13 protein-coding genes are annotated in these 20,435 nt (G+C 70.1%); 10 read left to right on the top strand and 3 right to left on the bottom strand.

Going from position 1 to position 20,435, the window contains the following annotated elements; translation table 11 throughout:
* From D7V97_RS20145 to D7V97_RS20135, 3 genes are all read left to right on the top strand, one after another.
* A partial coding sequence (locus D7V97_RS20145; RefSeq protein ID WP_120612272.1) for an NAD-dependent epimerase/dehydratase family protein occupies nt 1-994 on the top strand: 994 nt, incomplete at its 5' end.
* Nucleotides 995-1,027: 33 nt separating this feature from the next.
* Nucleotides 1,028-2,170, top strand: a complete 1,143-nt coding sequence (locus D7V97_RS20140) for a hypothetical protein (RefSeq protein WP_120612271.1) — start codon at nt 1,028-1,030, stop codon at nt 2,168-2,170.
* 13 nt (nt 2,171-2,183) lie between these two features.
* Nucleotides 2,184-4,355: a bifunctional alpha,alpha-trehalose-phosphate synthase (UDP-forming)/trehalose-phosphatase gene (locus tag D7V97_RS20135; RefSeq protein ID WP_120612270.1), complete on the top strand. Its 2,172-nt coding sequence runs from the start codon at nt 2,184-2,186 to the stop codon at nt 4,353-4,355.
* A gap of 12 nt (nt 4,356-4,367) precedes the next feature.
* Here D7V97_RS20135 and D7V97_RS20130 read toward each other — a convergent pair whose 3' ends face one another.
* The gene (locus tag D7V97_RS20130) at nt 4,368-6,665 is read right to left on the bottom strand and encodes a hypothetical protein (protein ID WP_199728879.1); all 2,298 of its coding nucleotides are present in this window, start codon (nt 6,663-6,665) and stop codon (nt 4,368-4,370) included.
* 125 nt (nt 6,666-6,790) lie between these two features.
* A complete protein-coding gene (locus tag D7V97_RS20125) occupies nt 6,791-9,217 on the bottom strand; it encodes an ABC transporter permease (protein WP_120612269.1) in 2,427 nt (808 codons plus the stop codon).
* Between the two features lie 315 nt (nt 9,218-9,532).
* On the opposite strand from D7V97_RS20125, the gene D7V97_RS20120 reads away from it, so the two are divergent.
* The 7 genes from D7V97_RS20120 to D7V97_RS20090 all read left to right on the top strand — a co-directional run bounded on the left by D7V97_RS20120 (nt 9,533) and on the right by D7V97_RS20090 (nt 17,530).
* The gene (locus D7V97_RS20120; RefSeq protein ID WP_120612268.1) at nt 9,533-10,477 is read left to right on the top strand and encodes an efflux RND transporter periplasmic adaptor subunit; all 945 of its coding nucleotides are present in this window, start codon (nt 9,533-9,535) and stop codon (nt 10,475-10,477) included.
* A complete protein-coding gene (locus D7V97_RS20115) occupies nt 10,467-12,704 on the top strand; it encodes a peptidase domain-containing ABC transporter (protein ID WP_120612267.1) in 2,238 nt (745 codons plus the stop codon). Before D7V97_RS20120 ends, D7V97_RS20115 begins: the two co-directional genes overlap by 11 nt.
* A 154-nt stretch (nt 12,705-12,858) precedes the next feature.
* Nucleotides 12,859-13,755, top strand: a complete 897-nt coding sequence (locus D7V97_RS20110; RefSeq protein WP_120612266.1) for a phytanoyl-CoA dioxygenase family protein — start codon at nt 12,859-12,861, stop codon at nt 13,753-13,755.
* Nucleotides 13,756-13,881: 126 nt separating this feature from the next.
* A complete protein-coding gene (locus D7V97_RS20105; RefSeq protein WP_120535010.1) occupies nt 13,882-14,091 on the top strand; it encodes a hypothetical protein in 210 nt (69 codons plus the stop codon).
* 171 nt (nt 14,092-14,262) lie between these two features.
* Nucleotides 14,263-15,459 (top strand): cupin domain-containing protein, encoded by a 1,197-nt coding sequence (locus tag D7V97_RS20100; RefSeq protein ID WP_233583002.1) that lies wholly within the window; start codon nt 14,263-14,265, stop codon nt 15,457-15,459.
* A 31-nt stretch (nt 15,460-15,490) separates the two neighbouring features.
* Complete coding sequence (locus tag D7V97_RS20095; RefSeq protein WP_120612264.1) at nt 15,491-16,708, top strand: cupin domain-containing protein; 1,218 nt, start codon at nt 15,491-15,493, stop codon at nt 16,706-16,708.
* 3 nt (nt 16,709-16,711) lie between these two features.
* Nucleotides 16,712-17,530, top strand: coding sequence for an FkbM family methyltransferase (locus D7V97_RS20090; RefSeq protein ID WP_120612263.1), 819 nt, complete (start codon nt 16,712-16,714; stop codon nt 17,528-17,530).
* 51 nt (nt 17,531-17,581) lie between these two features.
* Here D7V97_RS20090 and D7V97_RS20085 read toward each other — a convergent pair.
* Nucleotides 17,582-20,435 (bottom strand): DUF3857 domain-containing protein (locus tag D7V97_RS20085; RefSeq protein WP_120612262.1); only part of this gene is annotated, 2,854 nt, incomplete at its 5' end.

The following is a 20,435-nucleotide window of genomic DNA, read 5'->3' as shown; positions in this document are numbered from 1 at the left end:
GTACCTGGGGGGCTGGACGGTGGACTCCCTGCTGAAGCAGGGCTACCGGGTGCGGACGACGCTGCGGAGCCTGGAGCGGGAGGGGCAGGTTCGCGCCGACATCGCCCGGCAGGTGGACCCGGGCGACCGGCTCTCGTTCATCGCCGCGGACCTGCTGGCGGACGAGGGCTGGGACCGGGCGGCGCAAGGGGCCCGGTTCATCCTGCACGTCGCGGCGCCCATGGGGGTGGGCGGGTCCAAATCCAAGACGCAGGAGCTCATCCGCCCCTCGCGCGAGGGCACCCTGCGCGTGCTGAAGGCCGGCGCGAAGGCGGGCGTGGAGCGGGTGGTGATGACGTCGTCGCTCCAGGCCGCGCTTGCGCCGTCGGGCTCCGCGCAAGGGGGGCCTCCGGGGGATGAGACCGTCTGGACCGACCTCTCCGAGAAGGGCACGACGGATTACACGCGGGCGAAGACCCTGGCGGAGCAGGACGCCTGGGCGTTCATGCGGGGCTCCCCGGGCGCCATGACGCTGACCACGGTGCTGCCTGCCTTCATCCAGGGGCCGTTGATGGGCAGGCACGTCACGGGGTCGCTGGAGCTGGTGGCGCGGATGCTGCGCGGGCAGGTGTCCCGCGTGCCGAGGCTGGGGTTCTGCATCGTGGATGTGCGCGACCTGGTGGACCTGCACCTGAAGGCGATGACGGCGCCCGAGGCCGCGGGCGAGCGTTTCGCGGGGAGCAGTGACTTCCTCTGGCTCGCCGACATGGCCCGCGTGCTGCGCGAACAGCTGGGGGCTCGCGCCGCGCGGGTGTCGACGCGGAGGGCGCCGGACTTCCTGGTGCGGTTCGGGGCCCTGTTCAACCCGGAGCTTCGTCAGCTCACGCCAGGGCTGGGACTGCGGCGCGAGTTCACCTCCGCGAAGGCCCGACGGCTGCTGGGCTGGCAGGCACGCACCGCGACGGAGGCGGTGGTCGCCAGTGGAGAGGCCCTGGTCCGCGAAGGGCTGGTTTGAGCGCTGTCACGGGCTGGTAGGCTCCCGGGCCTGATGTCCCGTCTCCTCGCGCCCGCGCAGGCCTGGTTGTTCAGCCCTGGCGTGGACCTCACCGTGTTCGCCGGCAGCGCGCTCGTGTCCGTGGCGTTCGTGCTGGCCGCGCCGTGGCTGGGCGCGGTGGGGGACACGCCCCCGTGGGCGTGGCTGTTGTTCGTGGTGGGCGTGGACGTGGCGCACGTCTGGTCCACGCTGTTCCGCACCTACCTGGACGGCGCGGAGGTGGGACGCCGGCCGGGCCTCTACGTGGGCGCGCCGCTCGCGGCGTACGCGGTGGGCGTGCTCGCGTATTCCCTCTCACCGGGCGCGTTCTGGAGCGTGTTCGCGTACGTGGCGCTGTTCCACTTCATCCGGCAGCAGTACGGCTGGGTGGCGCTCTACTCACGCAAGGCCCACGCCTCCGCCTTCGAGCGGCGCCTGGACGCGGCGGCCATCTACGCCGCGACGCTGGGCCCCGTGCTGTGGTGGCATGCGAACCTGCCCCGGGCCTTCTGGTGGTTCGTGGAGCACGACTTCCTCGCGGGCCTGCCGACGTGGGTGGGCACGGCGGCGCTGGGCGCGCACGCGGCGGTGCTCGTCACGTGGGCCGGCTTCCAGGGCGTGCGCGTCGCGCGCGGGGACGGGGTGCAGGCAGGCAAGGTGCTGCTGGTGGCGGCCACGTGGGTCGCGTGGTTCGGCGGCATCGTGCTCGCGCGCGACGACTTCGCCTTCACGGTGATGAACATCGTGCTGCACGGCGTGCCGTACTTCGCGCTGCTGTTCCGCTACGCGCGCGGCCGTCACGCGGAAGGGGGCTTCGGCGCGAAGGGCGTGCTGCTGCGCACGGGGCTGCCGGGCTTCCTGCTGTTCCTCGGGGCGCTGGCGCTGCTGGAAGAGGGGCTGTGGGACCTGCTGGTGTGGCACGACCGCGCGGTGTTGTTCGGCGACAGTGGCCTCGTACTGGAGTCGGATGTGCTGGCGCTGGTGGTGCCGCTGCTGGCGCTGCCCCAGGCCACGCACTACCTGCTGGACGCGTTCGTGTGGAAGGCCGGACGGGAGCCCGCGCTGCTGAACAGGCTGGGCTGGACGAAGGGTCCCCAGGGTCCAGCATCCGGCAGCCAACCCCGAGGGGTGGTAGCCGTTCCGGGTGTGGGTGAATAGAGCATTAGGGCCTATGTCCCGACTCCTGCTCGTGTCGAACCGCCTTCCCGTCACCGTCAAAGCGGAGAAGGACAGCGTCTCCGTGGTGCGAAGCGCCGGAGGACTCGCCACCGGCCTCAGCCAGCCGCACGAGCGCTCCGGCGGCGTGTGGATTGGCTGGCCCGGAGATGTCTCCCGGTTGACGGACGCCCAGCGCACCCGGGTGGAGCAGCAGCTGGCGGACCTGCGCTGCGTGCCGTTGTACCTCTCCGCCAGCGAGGTCAGCCGCTTCTACGAGGGCTACTCCAACCGCGTCCTCTGGCCGCTGTGCCACTACATGCTGGAGCGCATCCCGCGCCAGGACCGCGACTGGGACGCGTACCGCAAGGCCAACGAGCGCTTCGCCGACCTGGCCGCGAAGCACTACCAGCCGGGCGACACCATCTGGGTGCACGACTACCAGCTCATGCTGGTGCCCGGCCTGCTGCGCGCGCGCCTGCCGCACGCGCGCATCGGCTACTTCCACCACATCCCGTTCCCGTCGTCGGAGATCTTCAGCACGCTGCCCCGGCGCACGGAGCTGCTGAAGGGGCTGCTCGGCGCCGACCTCATCGGCTTCCACGCGGTGAGCTACGTGCGCCACTTCTCCGGCACGCTGCTGCGGCAACTGGGGTTGGACACGGACGTCGACCGCATCCTCTTCCAGGGGCGCGAGGTGCGCGTGGGCGCCTTCGCCATGGGCATCGACGCCGCCTCCTTCGAGGCGCGGGCACAGGAGCCGGCGGTGATGGAGGAGGTGAAGACGCTGCACGCGCGCTCCCACGGCGAGCGGCTGCTGGTGGGCATCGACCGGCTGGACTACACCAAGGGCATCCCCCGGCGGCTGCTCGCGGTGCAGCGCGTGCTGGAGCGCTCCCCGGCCCTGCGCGGTCGCCTGCGCTTCATCCAGGTGGCCGTGCCCAGCCGCACCGAGGTGCAGGCCTACGCGGAGTACCGCGAGACGGTGGACGAGCTGGTGGGCCGCATCAACGGCACGTACGGCACCGTGCACAGCACGCCGGTGCACTACCTCTACCGGTCGCTCAACGAGAAGCAGCTCGTGAGCCTCTACCGGGGCACGGACGTGATGCTGGTGACGCCCGTGCGCGACGGCATGAACCTCGTCTCCAAGGAGTTCTGCGCGTCCCGCCCGGACGAGGACGGCGTGCTCGTCCTCAGCGAATTCGCGGGCGCGGCGGCGGAGATGCGCGACGCGCTGCTCGTCAATCCCTACGACGTGGAGGGCATGGCGGACGCCATCGAAGAGGCGCTGGAGATGCCCAGGCCCGAGCGCCAGCGGCGCATGCGCTGCCTGCGCGCGGGCGTGAAGGCGCGCGACGTGCACTGGTGGGTGGACCGCTTCCTGGACCGGCTCCAGGGCCTGAAGTCCGTCGCGGAGCGCCCGCCGCTGCCGGACGGGATGCTCGCGCTGGAGAAGCTCAAGGGCCCGGGGCGCAAGGTGCTGTTCCTGGACTACGACGGCACGCTCGTGGGCTTCGCCCCCAGGCCGGAGCAGGCCTCGCCGGACGCGGAGTTGATGACGCTGCTCAAGGAGCTCTGCGCACGGCCGGACGTGGCGGTGCACCTGGTGAGCGGACGTCCGCGTGAGACGCTGGAGGCGTGGTTCGGTGAGCTGCCCCTGGGCCTGCACGCCGAGCACGGCCTGTGGTCGCGCATGCGGCGCGGGCAGCCGTGGCAGGCGCTGCCGGGCGTGTCCTTCGAGTGGAAGCCGCGGGTGAAGCCCGTGCTGGACGCGTTCTCCGCGCGGGTGACGGGCTCGTTCGTGGAGGAGAAGACGGCGTCGCTCGCGTGGCACTACCGCAACGTGGACGCGGAGTTCGGCGCGCTCCAGGCGCGTGAGCTGCGCCTGCTCCTGTACGAGCAGTTCTCCCAGGAGCCCATGCACATCCTGCCCGGGGACCGGGTGGTGGAGGTGCGGCCCCGGGGCGTCAACAAGGGCCGCATCGTGCCGGAGGTGCTGCGCCACGAAGCGCCGGACGTCCGCGTGCTGGCCGTGGGCGACGACGTCACCGACGAGGACCTCTTCGCGGCGATTCCGCAGGGCGGCCTCACCGTGCACGCGGGCAACAAGCACACGCGCGCGGGCTACCGGGTGGAGGGGCCGCCGGAGGTGCGGCGGCTGTTGAAGGCGCTGCTCGGAAAGTAGCGAGCGCGGGCCTCAAAGATTGAAGCCCACGTTCCCGATGGAGATGCTGGGCCCGAAGATGAAGGACCACTTGCTGGAGGGCACCACGATGTCGGTGCCCGGGGCGCCGCTGGTGCGCCGGGTGATGTCGCCCCGGAACTCGCGGGCAATCCACGCTTGCGCACCCACCGCCGCGCCCGGGCCAATGGGCACGCGCAGGCCCAGCCCCAGCACGGCCGCGAGCGTGGGCGGGAACTGGATGTCCCCGGACTGCGGCACGAGCCCCAGGCCCATGAGCCCCAGCTCGATGCCCAGCAGACGCTCCTGGCCCTCGTTGTTGAGCAGCGCCAGGCGCGACAGCACGCCGAAGTTGATGGCCAGCTGCCCCGAGGGCTGCGTCGCGCGGTAGAGGCCCGCGGGGATGGTGGCCATGGTGTAGAGGCGGAACATGCCGCCGCGCACGATGGCGGTCCACTGCGCGGAGGGCAGGCCGGTGCGGTCCACGGTGGACAGGGCGTAGCGCGACTCGTCCGCGACGTGCGCCACCTGCACGAGGATGCGGTCGTACTGGCCCAGGTTGCCCTGCACGGGGATGACGCGCACCTCGCCCTTGGGGCGCAGGAACAGGCGCTGCTCCACGTGGCTCTCCCCGCGGCTGGAGCCGTCGGACTTCGTCACGTCGATGCGCAGGGTGATCTCCTGGTTGCCGTCCTCGGGATTGAGGCGCTCGCGGTGGATGATGACGCGGCAGGTGTTGCGCATGGCGTAGTCCAGCCGGTGCGGGCGGCTGGGGGAGAGCGTTTCGTCGTGGCCCTCCTTGTCCGCGCAGACGAACTCCACCAGGCCCTCCACGTTGGCGGGCACGCTCGCCTCGCGCACCGCGCGCTGCACGCGCTCGCTGGTGAGGAACAGGTCCGTGGTGGCCAGCTCCGCCGGCAGCGTGGGCAGCCGGTAGCCGAAGCGCAGCGACACGAAGCCGCCCGCGGTGGGCTCGCCCTGGACGAGCGTGGCCTGCTCGCGCGTCGTCACGGTGTAGGCCCCGCCCAGGGGGCGCAGCACGAAGCGGCCCTGGCCGCCGTTGGAGGCCACCGTCACCTCCGCCGGGCGGTTGGTGGGCACGAAGTCGATGCTGCCGTGGCCGGGCAACTCCAGCGTCGCGCGAGGGTCCGGCAGCGGCTTCGTCTCCGCCGTCTCTGACGCCACCACCGTGCCGTCCACGCGGGACGAGGTGGCCGTCACCGTGACTTGCGGCTCGTCGGTGCCCCGGGTGCGCAGGAGCACGTAGGTGCCTTCGGTGGCCTTCACCACGCGCTCCACGCGGGCCCGCGCGCCGTTCACCGTCCAGAGGAGCGCGCGCGGGTCGTGCGCGCACGCCGCGTCCAGGCGCATCACCAGCGCGGAGTCCTCCGCGTCGCGCAGCACCGTGCCCTCCACCGCGGACAGCGGACACGCGAGCACGGGCAGCGTCTCCGCCACGGCGGTGTCCAGCGCGTCGCCCCGGGCGAAGAACACGCGCGGCGTCAGCCGCAGCCGCAGCGCCACGGTGGGGTTCACCCCTGGCACGTTGCGGATGGAGACGGCGCCTTCCGTCACTTCACAGCGCGCGGAGCCGCACTCCACGGAGGCGATGGCTTCCGAGTGTGTCACCGCCACGTAGCCGGGGCCCTTGGACAGGTCCACGCCGGAGGACTGCACCAGGGGCCGCGTGAGCACGGTGCGGCCGGGGCGCAGGCGGAAGTATTCGTCGTCGAGGAAGCGCCCGTTGGCGTCGTACGTCGTCACGTTCGCGCCCGTCCGCGCGAAGGGCGGCAGCCATGACAGCGCCGCGTCCGTGGGCAGGCCCGGCGTCACCGGCACCGCGCAGTCGGACGGGCCCGAGGGCTCCAGGCACACGTCCTGTCCTTCCATCAATGCGTGCAGGGGCTCCGTGCCCCGGGGCGTGCCGGACCAGGTGATGGTGACGCTCTTGAGCCCCGAGCCCTTGAGCTCCAGCCGGCCGTCGTCCGGGTAGAACGTGGTGGACGCGGCGTCGATGCGGGGGAAGGGCCCGGTGGCCACCACGACGAGGGTGTCGGTGGCCGTGGCGCAGCCGGCTTCGTCCGCGGCGACCTTCAGCTCCAGCGTGCGCGCGGTGTCCTCCGGTCTGGTGGGAGGCTTGAGCGAGCGGCCGTCCTCGGAGAGCGTCCAGCCGCCGCGCACGGGGCCGCACAGGACGCCCTTGGGGAGGACCTCCACCGCACGGCCTCCTTCGGGGAGCTGGACGACGGGAGCGGCGGTGGCGGCCCCCGCCACCAGCAGGCAGCCAAGGACGAGCGCGCGTGCAGGGTGCATGCGTTGCTTAAGCACGGAGGGCCGCGTCCGGGTCAAGCCCTCCGTGTGTCACCCGCCCACTCTCGTCACGGAAACGGTGAATCCCGGGAATGGTGGAGCATGCGGGCGGAGGTGCGCGATGCGCCTCACTCCGCCCGCAGCGCGATGATGGGGTCCACCCGGGTTCCACGGCGCGCGGGCAGGTAGCAGGACATGGCGGCAATGGTGAGCAGCAGGGCCGCGATCGACAGGTAGGTGGTGGGGTCCGTGGGACTCAAGCCGAAGAGCTGTGAGGCCACGAGGCGTGACAGCGCCAGCGCCAGCGGGATACCGACGGCGACTCCCGCGACGACCGGCGCCATGCCCTGTCTCAAGATGAGCCGCAGGATGTCCGGCGCGGTCGCGCCCAGCGCCATGCGGATGGCGATCTCCTGTTTGCGCTGGCCCACCACGTAGGCGATGAGGCCGTACAGGCCGATGGATGCCAGCACCAGCGCCATCATCGCGAAAGTCCCCAGGAGCAGGACGTTGAGGCGCGCGGGCAGCAGCTCCGCCGCGACGTACGACTCCAGGTCCATGACGTTGTCGGGCACGAGCGATGGATCGATCTCGCGGATTGCGCTCCGGATGGCGCCGAGCGCCAACGTCCGGTCGGCTGACGTCCGGCCCAGCACCGCCAACTGCTTGCGCGGCGCCTGGGCGAGCGGGAAGTAGATGTCCGGATCCTTGGCCGGCTCGCCGGTGAGGTCGCGGAACCGGACGTTCCCCACCACGCCCACCACCTCCGCCTGGATGCCCTTGCCCAGGTTGAGCTGTCGTCCGAGGGCGCCTCCGCGCGGCCACATCCGCCTCTCCAGGGCCTCGGAGATGACGACGGTGCGCTGCGCGCCGGCGATGTCCGTGGAGGAGAAGACGCGCCCCCGCTTCAAGGGCACCTTCAGGGCGGAGAAGAAGCCGGGATTCACGGCGTGACGGTAGGTCCTGATGCGCTCCTCGACGCTGCCCTCCGCCTCCGGAGTGACGCCCACGAGTCCCGCGCTGGAGCTGGAGCCCAACGGGACATCCGAGGCGAGGCTGATGGCCTGGAACAGCGAGAGCGTGTCCAGCCGCTCCTGCAGGCGCTTCTGGAAGCTGGCCAGCGCGTCGGGGGGATAGCGCTCCGCGGGCAGATCCACCATGAGGGTCAGGACCCCGTCGGGTACGAAGCCCGCGTCCACGGCGTTGAGCCGCTGGAAGCTGCGCGCCATCAGCCCGGCGCCCACCAGCAGCACCACCGCGAGCGCCACGTTGGTGGCGACGAGGATGGCCCGCACCCGGCCTTTCCCCGCGGCGCTCTGCGCCGCCCGCTCCTTGAGCGCGGTGAGCATGGATGGCTGGGAGAGCTTCAAGGCCGGCATCAGCGCCACCAGCACGCCGGCCCCCAGCGTGCATCCCACGTTGAAGAGGATGACGGGAGCATCCAGGCCGAAGTGGAGCCGGGCGGAGAAGTCCTCGGGCATGAGCAGCCGCAGCAGGTCGATGATCCAGACGGAGAGCAGCAGGCCCAGGGCGCCCCCCATCACCGACAGCAGGAGGCTCTCCGCCATCACCTGCTGGATGAGCCGGGTGCGGCTGGCACCCAGGGCCACCCGCACCGCCATCTCCTTCTGGCGCATCACCGCCCGTGCCAGCAGCAGGTTCGCGACGTTCACGCACACGGACAGCAGCACGAACCCCACGGCTCCCCAGAGCATCAACAGCGCCGGTCGCAGCGCACCGAAGACCGCCTCGTGGGCCGGGGTGAGCCGGGCCCCGCGCTGGGCGTTGGTGTTGGGGTACATCTCCGCGAGCCGTGTCGCGATGGCGTCCAGCTCCTCCTGCGCTCCCTTCTGGGTCGCGCCCGGCGCGAGCCGGGCCACGGCCGAGTGCCAGCGCTCCCCCCGCTCGTCGAGCACCGCCGCGCCCTGGTCGAGCGAGACCATCATCATCGGGACCCAGAGCTGGGATTGCGCCTCCCAACCGCCGAAGCCCTCCGGCATCACCCCCACGATGGTGAAGGTGCGGCCGTTGAGCAGGAGCGACCGGCCCAGCACGTCGCGCGCCCCGCTCAGCTTCCGCTTCCACAGCCGGTGGGAGACCACGGCCACGGCGTGGGCATCTGGTGTTGAATTCTCCTCTGGCTGGAAGGTGCGGCCCATCAGCGGGGTCGTGCCCAGGGCCTCGAAGTAGCCATCGCTGACCAGCTCCGCCTCCACGCGCTCGGCTTCGCCCTCCTTGCCCAACGTGAGGGTCGTCCTCCCGAACGCGCCCATCGCCGCGAACGTGCGCGCCTGGGCCTTCCAGTCACGGAAGTCTGGGTAGGAGAAGGGGCGCGGCTCCACGTCGCCGTTGCGCCGGAGGGTCTCCGACAGCAACACCAGCCGTTCGGGCTGGGGAAAGGGAAGGGGGCTCAGCAGCGCCGCATACACCACGCTGAAGAGCGCCGAGTTCGCTCCGATTCCCAATGCCAGCAGCAGCAGGATGACCGCGGTGAAGCCGCGCTGTTTGAGGAGCATCCGCGCGGCGAAACGCAGGTCAGACACAAGGTGGGACATGCGGAGCCTTCCGGTCGATATGAAAGGGAATGGAGCAGAGCCAGAAGCATGCCAGGGCTCCCGCCGCAGGTGCGCGGTGCGCTCCTGCGCCTCCCCCAATCCCAGAAGTGGAACGGTCCTGTCCCAGGAATGGGAGAGAGGCGGCCTCCGCTGAAAGAAGCCTGGATGGGTTGGAAACAGACATTGAGGCGGGTATAACTCAAATTGAAGGTTCTTCGGTTAAGTCCGGTTGAGTGGTGTCGTTGCCGTGGGAACGCGGGTCTCGTCAGAGGTGATGACAGGCTTCCGTGCAGGCGCGGAGCCAGGAGCCACACCATGGAGGGCAAGCCGTCGATATTCCGCAAGGAGGCGCTGGACTACTACCAGCTGCACCGGCGGCATGAAGGGGACGTGCTGCGGGTCGCGCCCCGTTGGACCCGCTGGGCCTATCCGCTGCTGATGGGGCTGGTGGCGCTGGTGCTCGTCTTCAGCGCGGTCGGCTCCGTTTCGGAATACGCGACGGGGCCCGCGCTCATCCGGGTGGAGCGGCGTGTCCGGCTGACCGCGCCCGAGACCGCGGTGGTGACGTCCGTCGCCGTGCGGCCCGGCCAGCACGTGGCGCCGGGGCAGGTCCTGATGAGCCTCCAACCTGAAGCGGAGCTGCGGGAGCTCACCCGCCTCCAGCGCGAGGTGGACCTCCAGCGGCTCCGGACCCTGGAGGCCCCCTCGGACTGGGCCGCGCGCCAGACGCTGCGGCGGGCCCATGACGAACTGGACCAGGCGCTTGCCCGGGCCGAGGCACGGGTGATCCGCGCCCCCGTGGCGGGCGTGGTGGGCGCCTCGCTCGGCCAGCCCGGGCAGGTGGTCGCCGGGGACGGCCCCCTCGCCACCCTGGTGGAGGAGGGGGCCCAGGTCTCACTCCTGGCGTTCCTGCCCGCGCACTACCGTCCGCTGCTGCGGCCCGGCCTGAACCTGCGGGTGACGTTGGAGGGCTTCCACCACGAAGCCCAGGAGGTCGCCATTGAGTCCGTGGGCGACGAGGCCCTGGGCCCCGAGGAGCTCCAGCGCCTGCTGGGCCCCGGGCTCGCGGGAGCCGTGGGGGCCTCGGGGCCGCTGGTCGTCGTCCGGGCCCGGTTGCCGTCGCGCACGTTCAGCGACCGGGGCCACGCGCGGGACTACGTGGACGGCATGCCCGCGCGCGTGAAGGCCGCCGTGCGCTCCGAGCCCATCCTCGCGACGCTCGTTCCAGGCCTCAAGGGACTCCTTTCTCATGACGGCTGAGCGCAAGACGTCCGGGCCCTGGGGCCAGCGCTGGCAGGAGCGCTTCAAGGCCCTGGGCTGGCCGCGGCGCTCCCGCCGCCTGACCGAGGTGCGGCAGCTCTCCGTGACGGACTGTGGCGCCGCGTGTCTGGCGATGGTGCTGGCCTACCACGGACGGGAGATGACCCTGGACGCGGTGCGGGAGCTGATGGGCGTGGGCCGTGACGGCATCACCGCGCGCACGCTCCTGGACACGGGGCGCCGGCTGGGCCTGCGGGGACGGGCCCTGTCGCTCGACCTGGACCGGCTCGCGGATCTGCCCACCGGCGCCATCCTCCACTGGGACTTCAACCACTACGTCGTCTTCGAAAAGCAGGTGGGCCACCGCATCCTCTTGATGGACCCGGGTCGGGGCCGTCGCACGCTGTCCCTGGAGAGCTTCCGCCTGCACTTCACCGGGGTCGTCCTCCTCTTCGAGCCCGCGGATGACTTCCAGCGGGCCACGATGGAGCGGGGGGGCACGTTCCGGTATCTGCGCTCCTTCGTACGCGATGCGGACTCGCTGGGGCGCATCGTCGCGTTGTCGGCGGCGCTGCAACTCTTCGCACTCGGCCTCCCCCTGCTGACGGGCATGGTGGTCGACCAGGTCGTCCCGCGTGGCGACACGGAGCTGCTGGGGCTCCTGTCGCTGGCGCTGGCCACCATGGCCGGCTTCCACCTGCTGTCCACCCTCATCCGGGGACACCTCCTGCTGGAGCTGCGCACGCGGCTCGACATGCGGATGACCCTGGGCTTCCTCGATCATCTGGTGGACCTGTCCTACTCCTTCTTCCAGGTCCGCCCCGCGGGCGACCTGATGATGCGGATGAACACCCAGGTCAAGGCGCGCGAGATCCTCTCCTCGTCGGCCATCTCCACGCTGCTGGACGGGACCATGGTGCTGCTCTACTTCGCGGTGCTGTTCACCGTCAGTGGGCGGATGGGACTGGCCGTGCTGGGACTGGGATTGGCCCAGGTGCTCGTCTTCCTCCTGACGAAGGGGCGACGGCGCAGCCTGCTGGCGGAGAGCATGGAGCTGGAGTCCAAGAGCCAGAGCCAGCAGATCTCCATGCTGACAGGGATTCAGACCCTCAAGGCGTTCGGGGCGGAGCGCCGCGCCGTGGAGAGCTATTCGCACCTCTTCGTCGACGTGCTCAATTCCTCCCTGGCCTGGGGCCGGCTGACGCTGTGGGTGGAGGGCCTGTCCAGCACGCTGCGACTGGCCTCACCGCTGGTCCTGTTGACCCTGGGCGCCTCCCTGGTCCTGCAGGGGAGGCTGACGCTCGGGGAGATGTTGAGCCTCAATGCCCTGACGGCCTCGCTGCTCGTGCCCTTGTCCAACCTCATCGTCACGGCCGGGCAGCTCCAACTGCTGGGCGGCTACCTGTCGCGCATCAACGACGTGCTGGAGACGCCTCCCGAGCAGCCCCGGGACCGGCTGGGGAAGACCCTGGCACTCCAGGGCGCCATCGAGCTGGAGCAGGTCTCCTTCCGCTACAGCCCCACGTCACCCTGGGTGGCCCAGGGCATCTCCCTGCGGATCGCCCCCGGGCAGATGGTCGCCATCGTGGGGCGCTCCGGGGCCGGGAAGACGACCCTGGCCAACCTCCTCCTGGGCCTCTACCTGCCCACGTCCGGGCGCATCCTCTATGACGGGACGGACCTGCGCGACCTGGACCTGCGCGCGCTTCGCAGCCAGATGGGCATCGTGTTGCAGGAGCCGGCGTTCTTCACCTTCTCCCTGCGGGACAACATCACCCTGAGCGCGCCGGAGCTGTCCATGGAGCGGGTGGCGGAGGCGTGCCGGCTGGCGCACATCCACGACGACATCCTGGCCATGCCCATGCAGTACAGCACCCTGATGGTGGACCGGGGACTGTCGCTCTCTGGAGGGCAACGGCAGCGATTGGCCCTGGCCCGGGCGCTGGTGCACCGCCCGGCCGTCTTGCTGCTGGACGAAGCCACGAGCGCCCTGGACGCCATCACCGAAAGCCGCGTCCAGGACGCGTTGACGTCCCTGCGGTGTACGCGAATCGTCATCGCCCACCGGCTGAGCACCGTCCGCCGCGCGGACCTCATCGTGGTCATGGAGGAAGGCCGCCTGGTGGAGCAGGGCCGCCATGAAGAGCTGCTGGCCCGCGGCGGCGTCTACGCCCAGCTCGTCCAATCCCAGCTCGAAAAGAAGCCGCTCGTGGCCCGCGCGGGTTGAGTGCGCCGGCCACTGCTTCACTTCATTGGGGGTGGATATTGACGTCGGTTTTGTCTGTTCAAACTATTTGATGAGCAGCTGTTGACGCGGAGTGAACTAAACGGGTAAAAATTGATAGACAGAATTAGTCAGCCTTCCCGGTAGGAATATTCCAATGACACTTGCCTCGTTCTGGCCCACTGAGGATGAGAGGTCCTTCTTCGAACGGGAGGGATATCTGGTGGTGCCGGACGCGCTCTCACCGTCCCAGGTCCAGCGCCTGGTGGATGTGATTGACCGGTGCGGGCGGGAGGACGGGGCGGAGCCTGGGAAGTTCTACAACCAGGTGGACATCCTCGGGCGGGACGACGCCTTCGTGGAGCTGGTGGACAACCCGGCGGTGCTGGGGCGCATCTGTGGGCTGTTGGGTTGGAACATCTGGGTGAATCACGTCCACTTCAACCTGCGTCCCCCTGACGCCAGCTCGGAGAACTACCGGTATGGCTGGCACGTGGATGGGGGCGTCTTCAGCACCGACCTGCAATACCAGGCGCCGATGACAGCCATCAAGGTCGGCTTCTACCTCACGGACCTGTCGGAGCCGGACCGGGGCCAGACCCATATCTTCCCGCGCTCGCATCTGTCGGAGCGCAACTGGCAGGATGACTTCAAGCGGTTCACCCCGCCCACGCAGAAGGCCGTTCCCCTGTCCGTGAGGCCCGGGACGGCGGTCCTGTTCCAGCAGCGGACCCTGCACAGCCACGGCAGCCCCAATCTCTCCCAGGTCACGCGCAAGACCGTCTTCATGCAGTGGGCCTATCGCTGGCTGTTCCCGGTGGACACGATGACCCTGAACGACCTGGGACAGCGCGTGGATGATCCGATCCGCAGGCAGCTGCTGGGGCTGGACCCGCCGCGCCCCAAAGGCAAGCTCTCCGGACGCTACTACCCCACCTCCGCGGACCTGCCCCTCAAGAAAAGACTCATCCAGGATGTCGGCATCCAGAAGTTGTGTGAACTGGGACCCGCGGCGACCCGCCATCTGACCCAGTTCCTCGACTTCGAGCTGTAGCACCGCAGCAAGCGCAGTCGCAGTGCGAAGCAGGCCGTACCCTGTGGTCCTGGGTTTGAGCTCTTTGCACGTGTGCTCGTACCCAGGGCGACAGTCCAACCCCCGTCAATCCCAGAGGACAACACCATGAGCAACGTCAAGACGATCATCCAGAACATGTCGACCGACACCCGCGCCAAGGCCGAGAACTTCGCCCGCGCCAAGGGCCTCTCCCTCGAGGAGGCGGTCTCCGCGCAGCTGTCCGTGGAGCTGACGGAGAGCGACCTGGCCGCGGTCTCCGGCGGCATCGGCGCGGGCATCGCCATCGAAGAGGACAAGGAAGAGACCGCCGCCTGAGCGGTCTGAAGCGCTGAGCTGGATGGGCCCGGTCCGTTTCGCGGACGGACCGGGCTTTTCCTGCACCCGTCAAGAACCCTGGTCTTCATGGCACTGGTCGCCATGTCTTGTCACGCCCGGGGGGCTCCATCCCTGCCGGCGCGGCCCACCCCCCTGGGAGCAGCCGTGAAGATGCCCGACCTTTCGAAGCTGGAGTTCATTCTTCACCCCATGCCCGTGGAGGTCTTCCTCACGGAGTACTGGGAGAAGAAGGTCCTCCACCTGCGCAGGAACACTCCGGACTACTACCGGCATCTCTTCAGCCTCGGGGACCTGGACTCCTTCCTGGGCCATTCGTTGACGAACGACGAGGTGCGGCTGGCCCGCTCTGGAAGCGTGGTCGCCCCCCGGGTGGAGGGTGAGAAGAAGACCACGCTCTACCAGTTCTACGAGGCTTACCGCACTGGCTACACCCCGGTCGTGCGCAACCTGCACCTTTGCTGGGAGCCCATCGCGGAGATCGCGAGCGCGCTGGCGTTGGCGTTCGGGTGCTACATCAGCACGCACCTGTATCCGACGCCGGAGAACTCCCAGGGCTTCAGCGCCCACTGGGATGACCATGACATCTTCGCCCTCCAGCTCGAGGGGGCGAAGGAGTGGCGCTTGTATGACTCGGGGCCCCAGCTCCCGCGCTACAGTCAGGAGCGCAATGACTATGCCCGCCAGCGGGGGCCCACGGACAATCCCTGGCAGATCATCAACCTGGAGGCGGGGGACCTGCTGTACTTCCCCAAGGGCGTCGTCCACGAGCCGAGGGCGCGGACGCTCTCCTCGCTGCACCTGACGTATGGCCTCTATCCGGAGACCTGGGAGTCGCTGGTCACCGAGTCGCTTCACGAGTTCGCGGAGCGGGAGCCCCGGCTCCAGGAGAGCCTTCCCTTCGGCTTCGCGACGAGCACCGCCGCGAGCGCGGACGTCCCGGCACAGGCCGCGGCGCTCGCGGAGTGGGTGGCGACGGACGCGCGCTTCGAGCAGGCGTGGAACCGGCTGGCGGCGAAGGTCCTGGACAAGACGGCTCCCTTCGCGGACGGCCACTTCGCCCGGCTGGGGCAGGCTACGCGCCTGCATGCGCAGAGCGCGCTGACCCGGCGGAGCGGCGCGGCGGGCGTGGTGGTGCCCTCGGACGCGGGCGCCGTGCTGCACTACCCTGGCGGGACCTACAGCGCGCCGGCCGGACTCGTCGCCGCCCTGCGGTTCGTCGCCGAGCACGAATCCTTCCACGTCCTGGACCTGCCGGGAGCGGAGGACACGCAGGAGCGGCTGCGCCTGTGTCGCGAGCTCATCCAGGTGGGATTCCTGCGGGAAGCCAGCCTGACGGACGCCCGCTGACGGTCACTTTCCTCCTCCCGGAACGGCACCCATGCGCCACTGCGAAGACCTCCAGGCCGTCATCACTCCCATGCCCGTGGAGCAGTTCGTCACGGACTGCTGGGAGAAGCAGTCCCTGTTCATCCCCCGGGCCACCGCCGGCCTCTTCGACCCGTTGTTCCGGCTGGAGGACCTGGATCGCCTCATCAACCTGTCGTTCACGAACTACAGCATCTTCACGTTCGAGGGGCGGCGGGTCATCACGCCCCGGTTGAGGCGGCCGAACAAGACGTCCCTCCCCGAGTTCTATCAGGCGTTCTCCGCGGGCCAGACGCTCGCCGTGCGCGAGATGCAGGTGCGCTGGAAGCCCATCGCGAAGCTGGTCAGCACCCTGTCCAGGCAGTCCGGATTCAACTTCGTCGCGGACGTGGTGGCGGCGCCTGCGGGCTCTCGCAACGCGGGGCTGTTCGCGGGAAGCCGCAGCGTGTTCATTCTGCAGTTGTCCGGGACGTCGACCTGGGAGCTGCCGCCGGGCCTCTTCCGTCCCTTTGAGACAGGCGCGGCCGCGGGGGCGCACGAGGGGCGGCTCACCGTGTCGGCGGGAGACACGCTGTACCTTCCCTATGGAAATGCCCCGGAGGGGGCCTCGCTGAAGGCCCCCCTGCCGCTGGTGGAGGTGGGGCCCGAGGCTCCGGCCCTGTACCTGGTGCTGAGCGTCCAGCGGGTGACCTGGGCCGACCTCCTGGAGCGCAACGTGGAGCTCGCCAGCGCTCGGAACCTGGAGCTGCGGCGGGCGCTGGGCTTTGGCGCGCCCTTGCGCCTGTTCGGCGCGGCCCAGACGCAGGCGCGCTTTCGCGACCTGTTGGGAAAGGCCTTCGACGCGCCGGACTGGAGGGCCGCGAGCCACACGCTGGCGTGCGAGCACCAGCGCCGGTTGCCGCACCTGCCTGACGGTCACTTCGACCAGTTGCGCAACGTGGACCAGGTGACGCTGGACACCGTGGTGGCCCGGAGGCCCGGCGTGGAGGCCCGCGTCCAGCTCTTCGACCGCATCGTGGAATTGCTCGTGCCCGGCTCCTTCTACCAGGGCCCGGAGAAGCTCTTCCTCGCGCTCGACTTCATCAGTGAGACCCGGCAGTTCAGGGTCCGGGACATTCCGGGTTGGTACACCGACGCGGAGCGCGTGCTCCTGACCAAGCAGTTCATGTCCATGGGCGTCCTGACGTTTGCCCATCCCCCGGAGACCTCCGGCGAAGCACTCCCGGGCTGACCCATGAATGACACCGGCCTCTACCACGAGCACAGCAACGACCTCATCCGGCTGTGGAACAAGGCGATCACCTCCATCTGGGGCAAGGAGGGCCAGGCGGAGTGGTATGAGTATTCAATGCGCCGGATGCTCGTCTACGGCGCGCTCTTGCGACAGTGCCAGGTCCAGCCCGAAGGCATCCTCTACATCGGAGCGCACTCCGGCTCGTTGCTCTGGGTCTGGCTGTTGCTGGGTTTCCGGAACGTCCTGATGGTGGAGCCCCAGCCGGACGTCTTCCAGGGGCTGGAGCGCAATGCCCGGGTGTCCAGCGCGCTGAGCCTCGCCTATGACGAGTTCCTCGGCAGCCCCACGCCGACGCAGATCCAGGTCGCGCAGTGCGCGGTCGACGACCACGACGGCGAGGAGGACCTCTTCGTGCTGTCGTCGAGCGGGTTGTCCTCGCTCCAGAAGCCGACGGAGGGGGCCCTCCACCAGTGGAAGGCGGAGGAGCAGGTCTCCGGGGTGGACCGCGTGAAGGTCCCGGTGCGGACGCTGGACAGCCTGCTCCGGGAGCTTGCCGGGGCGGGCGGGAGCGGCCGGTACAACGTGCTGTACATGAACATCCAGGGCGCGGAGCTGAAGGCGCTCCGGGGCGCGGTGCAGACCCTCCGCACGCTGGACTTCATCTACCTGGAGAAGAACTTCGACGTCCGCTACGAGGGGACGCCCCTGTCGGAGGAGCTCGACGCCTTCCTCCGGGAGTACGGCTTCGAAGCCCACTGGGGCATGAAGCAGACCTCGCTTGGAAACGGCTACACGGCCTACGCCCGGAAGCCCCGCTGAGCCGCTGTGTCGGTGCCCTCCCCTGGGGGAGGGCACCGACGGCCCCGCGGACTACCGCGAGGCCGTCTTCTGCCCCGGCCCCTGGAGCAGGACGCGGCGCCCGAAGGCCCGGTCCACGCGGCCCAGGAACTCACGGAACTGGGGATACTCGTCCGCCTTGATGCGGGCGACGGAGAGGGCCACTTCACCGTCGGCGACGAGCGTGCCGTTCTCCACGCGGTAGGAGAGCTTCACGCGACCGAACGGCGTCGTCTCCTCCACCGCCTGGGGCATCTCCGCCACGGTGTAGCCGCCGGGCAGCGTGTAGCGCAGCTTGAAGGTGTTCACCCAGGGGCTCTGCATCACCAGGTCGAAGCGGCGCTCGGCGAGCGACGCGTACGCCTGCTGGTACGTGCGCCCGGTGCCGAAGGGCAGGAAGCGCAGGTTGCCGCCGGGGAACACCTCCGCGTAGCGCGGGATGCCCATGTTGAACTCCAGCGTCACGTCGTCGTCCAGGCGGGTGGTGTCGCTGAGCTTCACCTCGCGCACGGTGAGGCCGGGGAAGCTCTGCGCCCACGCGCGCTCGAAGGTGGACTTGCGCGTGGACTCCGGGCGGTAGGCGCGGCGGTAGTCCGGCGCGGACTGGCCGGACACGCTGCTCTGGCCCTTCACGTCCGCGCCGCCGTCGGGCCGCAGCGCCACCTCCATGGCCAGCGTGGTGGTGTTGTCCTGCGCCTTCGCCTCCGGCGTGGTGAGGAAGTTGCTGGTGCCGTTGGGGTCCACCACCAGCACGTTGGCGACGCGGTCCGCGGACGGGAGCTCCTTCGCGCCGTGGAACTCCGCGGTGCCGTCCAGGTACAGGTCGAACTTGGGCACGTACGCGATGGCGTGGTTGAACGCCGCGAGCGACGCGGGCTCCGCGTCCAGCGCGCCCAGATTGCGCATGCGCAGCAGCACCAGCCGGCTGTCCACGCCCGCCACCTTCAGCATGGAGTAGATGAGGCTCGCCTTGTCCTTGCAGTCACCGAAGCGGCGCGCGAGCACGCGGTCCACCCGGTACGGCTTGAAGCCGTGGATGCCGAACTCCAGCGCCACGTAGCGGGTGTTGGTGACGACGAACGAGTAGATGGCGCGCACGACGGCCAGCTCGTTCTTGCGGTCCACGCCCTGGAGCACCTGATCCACCGTCGTCTTCAGCTCCGCGTTGGGCTGGAGCTGGTCGCGCACGAGGCCCCACCAGTAGTGGCCCACCTGGTCCCACGTCTTGTACGTGGAGATGTGCAGGTTCTGGGCGACCTCCGCCCAGCCCGGCATGCCCGGCTCCGGCACCACCTTGGACACGTGCTTCGCGCCGAAGCGGTACACGGTGCGGTCGCTCTCCGGCGTCTCCTGCGCCTGCGTCACGCCCGCGAGCCGGCTCTTGTTCCAGTACAGCGGCCGCTCCCTGGGCATGTCCACGACGTACTGGAAGCGCACCTTCGGGTAGGTGCTCTGCACGCTCTCCACGTCGCCCCAGTAGTCCGACAGCAGGTTGTCCTGCGCGGTGTCATCCAGGCGGTAGGTGAGCTCCAGCGTGTCGCCGGCCGACAGCGACGGGAACGACAGCACGCGCGCGCGGGTGTCGTAGTACATGCCCGTCCACGGCTCGTTCATGTTGCGGTCCGCGTCGCCGTAGCTCTCCACCACGGAGCCGTCCGGCTTCGTCACGCGGGCGCGCAGCACGCGCACCTCCTGCCGGTCCGGCGAGTAGGTGACGGGGATGTTGCGGAACGCGTCCACGCCGCGCGCGTTGAGCACGCGCACCACCATCTGCTGCAGGCGGCTGGACAGGCCGCTCTTCTGCACGCGCACGTAGGTGTTGTCCACGAGGTACACGGCGTCCTCGTGCACGTAGCCTTCCGCCTCCTTCGTGAGCGGCTTCGCGTCCACCAGGTACTGCATGCCCGCGCTCTCCGACTCACCCTTGAGGGCGCGCAGCGCCTCCTTGAGGCCGGGGTTCTGCGGGCGCAGCACCAGCGACCGCTCGAAGGCGGCCAGCGCCAGCTCGCGCTGACCCGCGGCGAGCAGGGCCCGGCCCTCGCGCTCGTAGACCTCCGGCTCGTCGGGAGACAGGGCCTTGGCCTCGGAGAAGAGGGCGGCGGCTTCCTCCGCGGCGCCGTTGGAGGCCTTGAGCTCCGCCAGCCGCACGCGCGAGCCGTTGTCGAAGGGGTTCAGGTCGGTGAGCTTCGCGTACTCGCGCTCGGCGGCGTCCACCTTGCCCGCGTCCGCGAGCATGGCGGCCAGCGACCGGCGGGTGTTGGTGTCATCGAAGCGCAGCGCCAGCACCACGCGCATGCGGTCCATGGCCTCCTGCTGGCGGCCCAGCTGGCGCGACGCCTGCGCGGCGACCCGCACCACGCGGGGCACGCGGGGCTGCTGGCGGAAGGTCTCCTCCACCAGCGCGTGCGCCCGGGCGCGCTCGCCCAGCGCTTCGGCGGCGCGGGCCAGCAGCAGCTTCGCGCCCGGCACGGCGCGGCCGTCGTCCTGCTCCAGGATGGGGGCCAGCAGCGGCTGCACGCGCTCCGGGTGGCCGCGGTCCATCTCGTGGTCCGCCAGCGCGAGCCGCGCCGGGGCATAGGCCGGGTCCGCCTTCACGGCCGCCTCCAGGAAGCGGCGGCGCTCGTTCAGGTCATCCGTCTGGGTGTTCGCGGCGAGCAGCTGGAGGCGCGCGTCCTTGGGCGCGGCTTCGGCGGCGGCGGCGGCCTCGGCGGCGGCGGTGTGCTCGCGCTCGTCATAGGCGCGGAAGAAGGCGAGCACCTGGGCGTAGTCGCCGCGCAGGGCCGCGTCGTCCGGGTTCTTCTCCACCAGCGCGCGCAGCGCGGAGGTGAGGGTGGGCAGGGGCTGCGGCGCGGGGGCCGGCACGCGCTCCAGGGCCGGGGCCTTGGGG

The sequence above is a fragment of the Corallococcus sp. CA053C genome (assembly GCF_003611675.1).
GTDB lineage: Bacteria > Myxococcota > Myxococcia > Myxococcales > Myxococcaceae > Corallococcus.
This window is presented reverse-complemented; position numbering and strand designations above follow the sequence as displayed.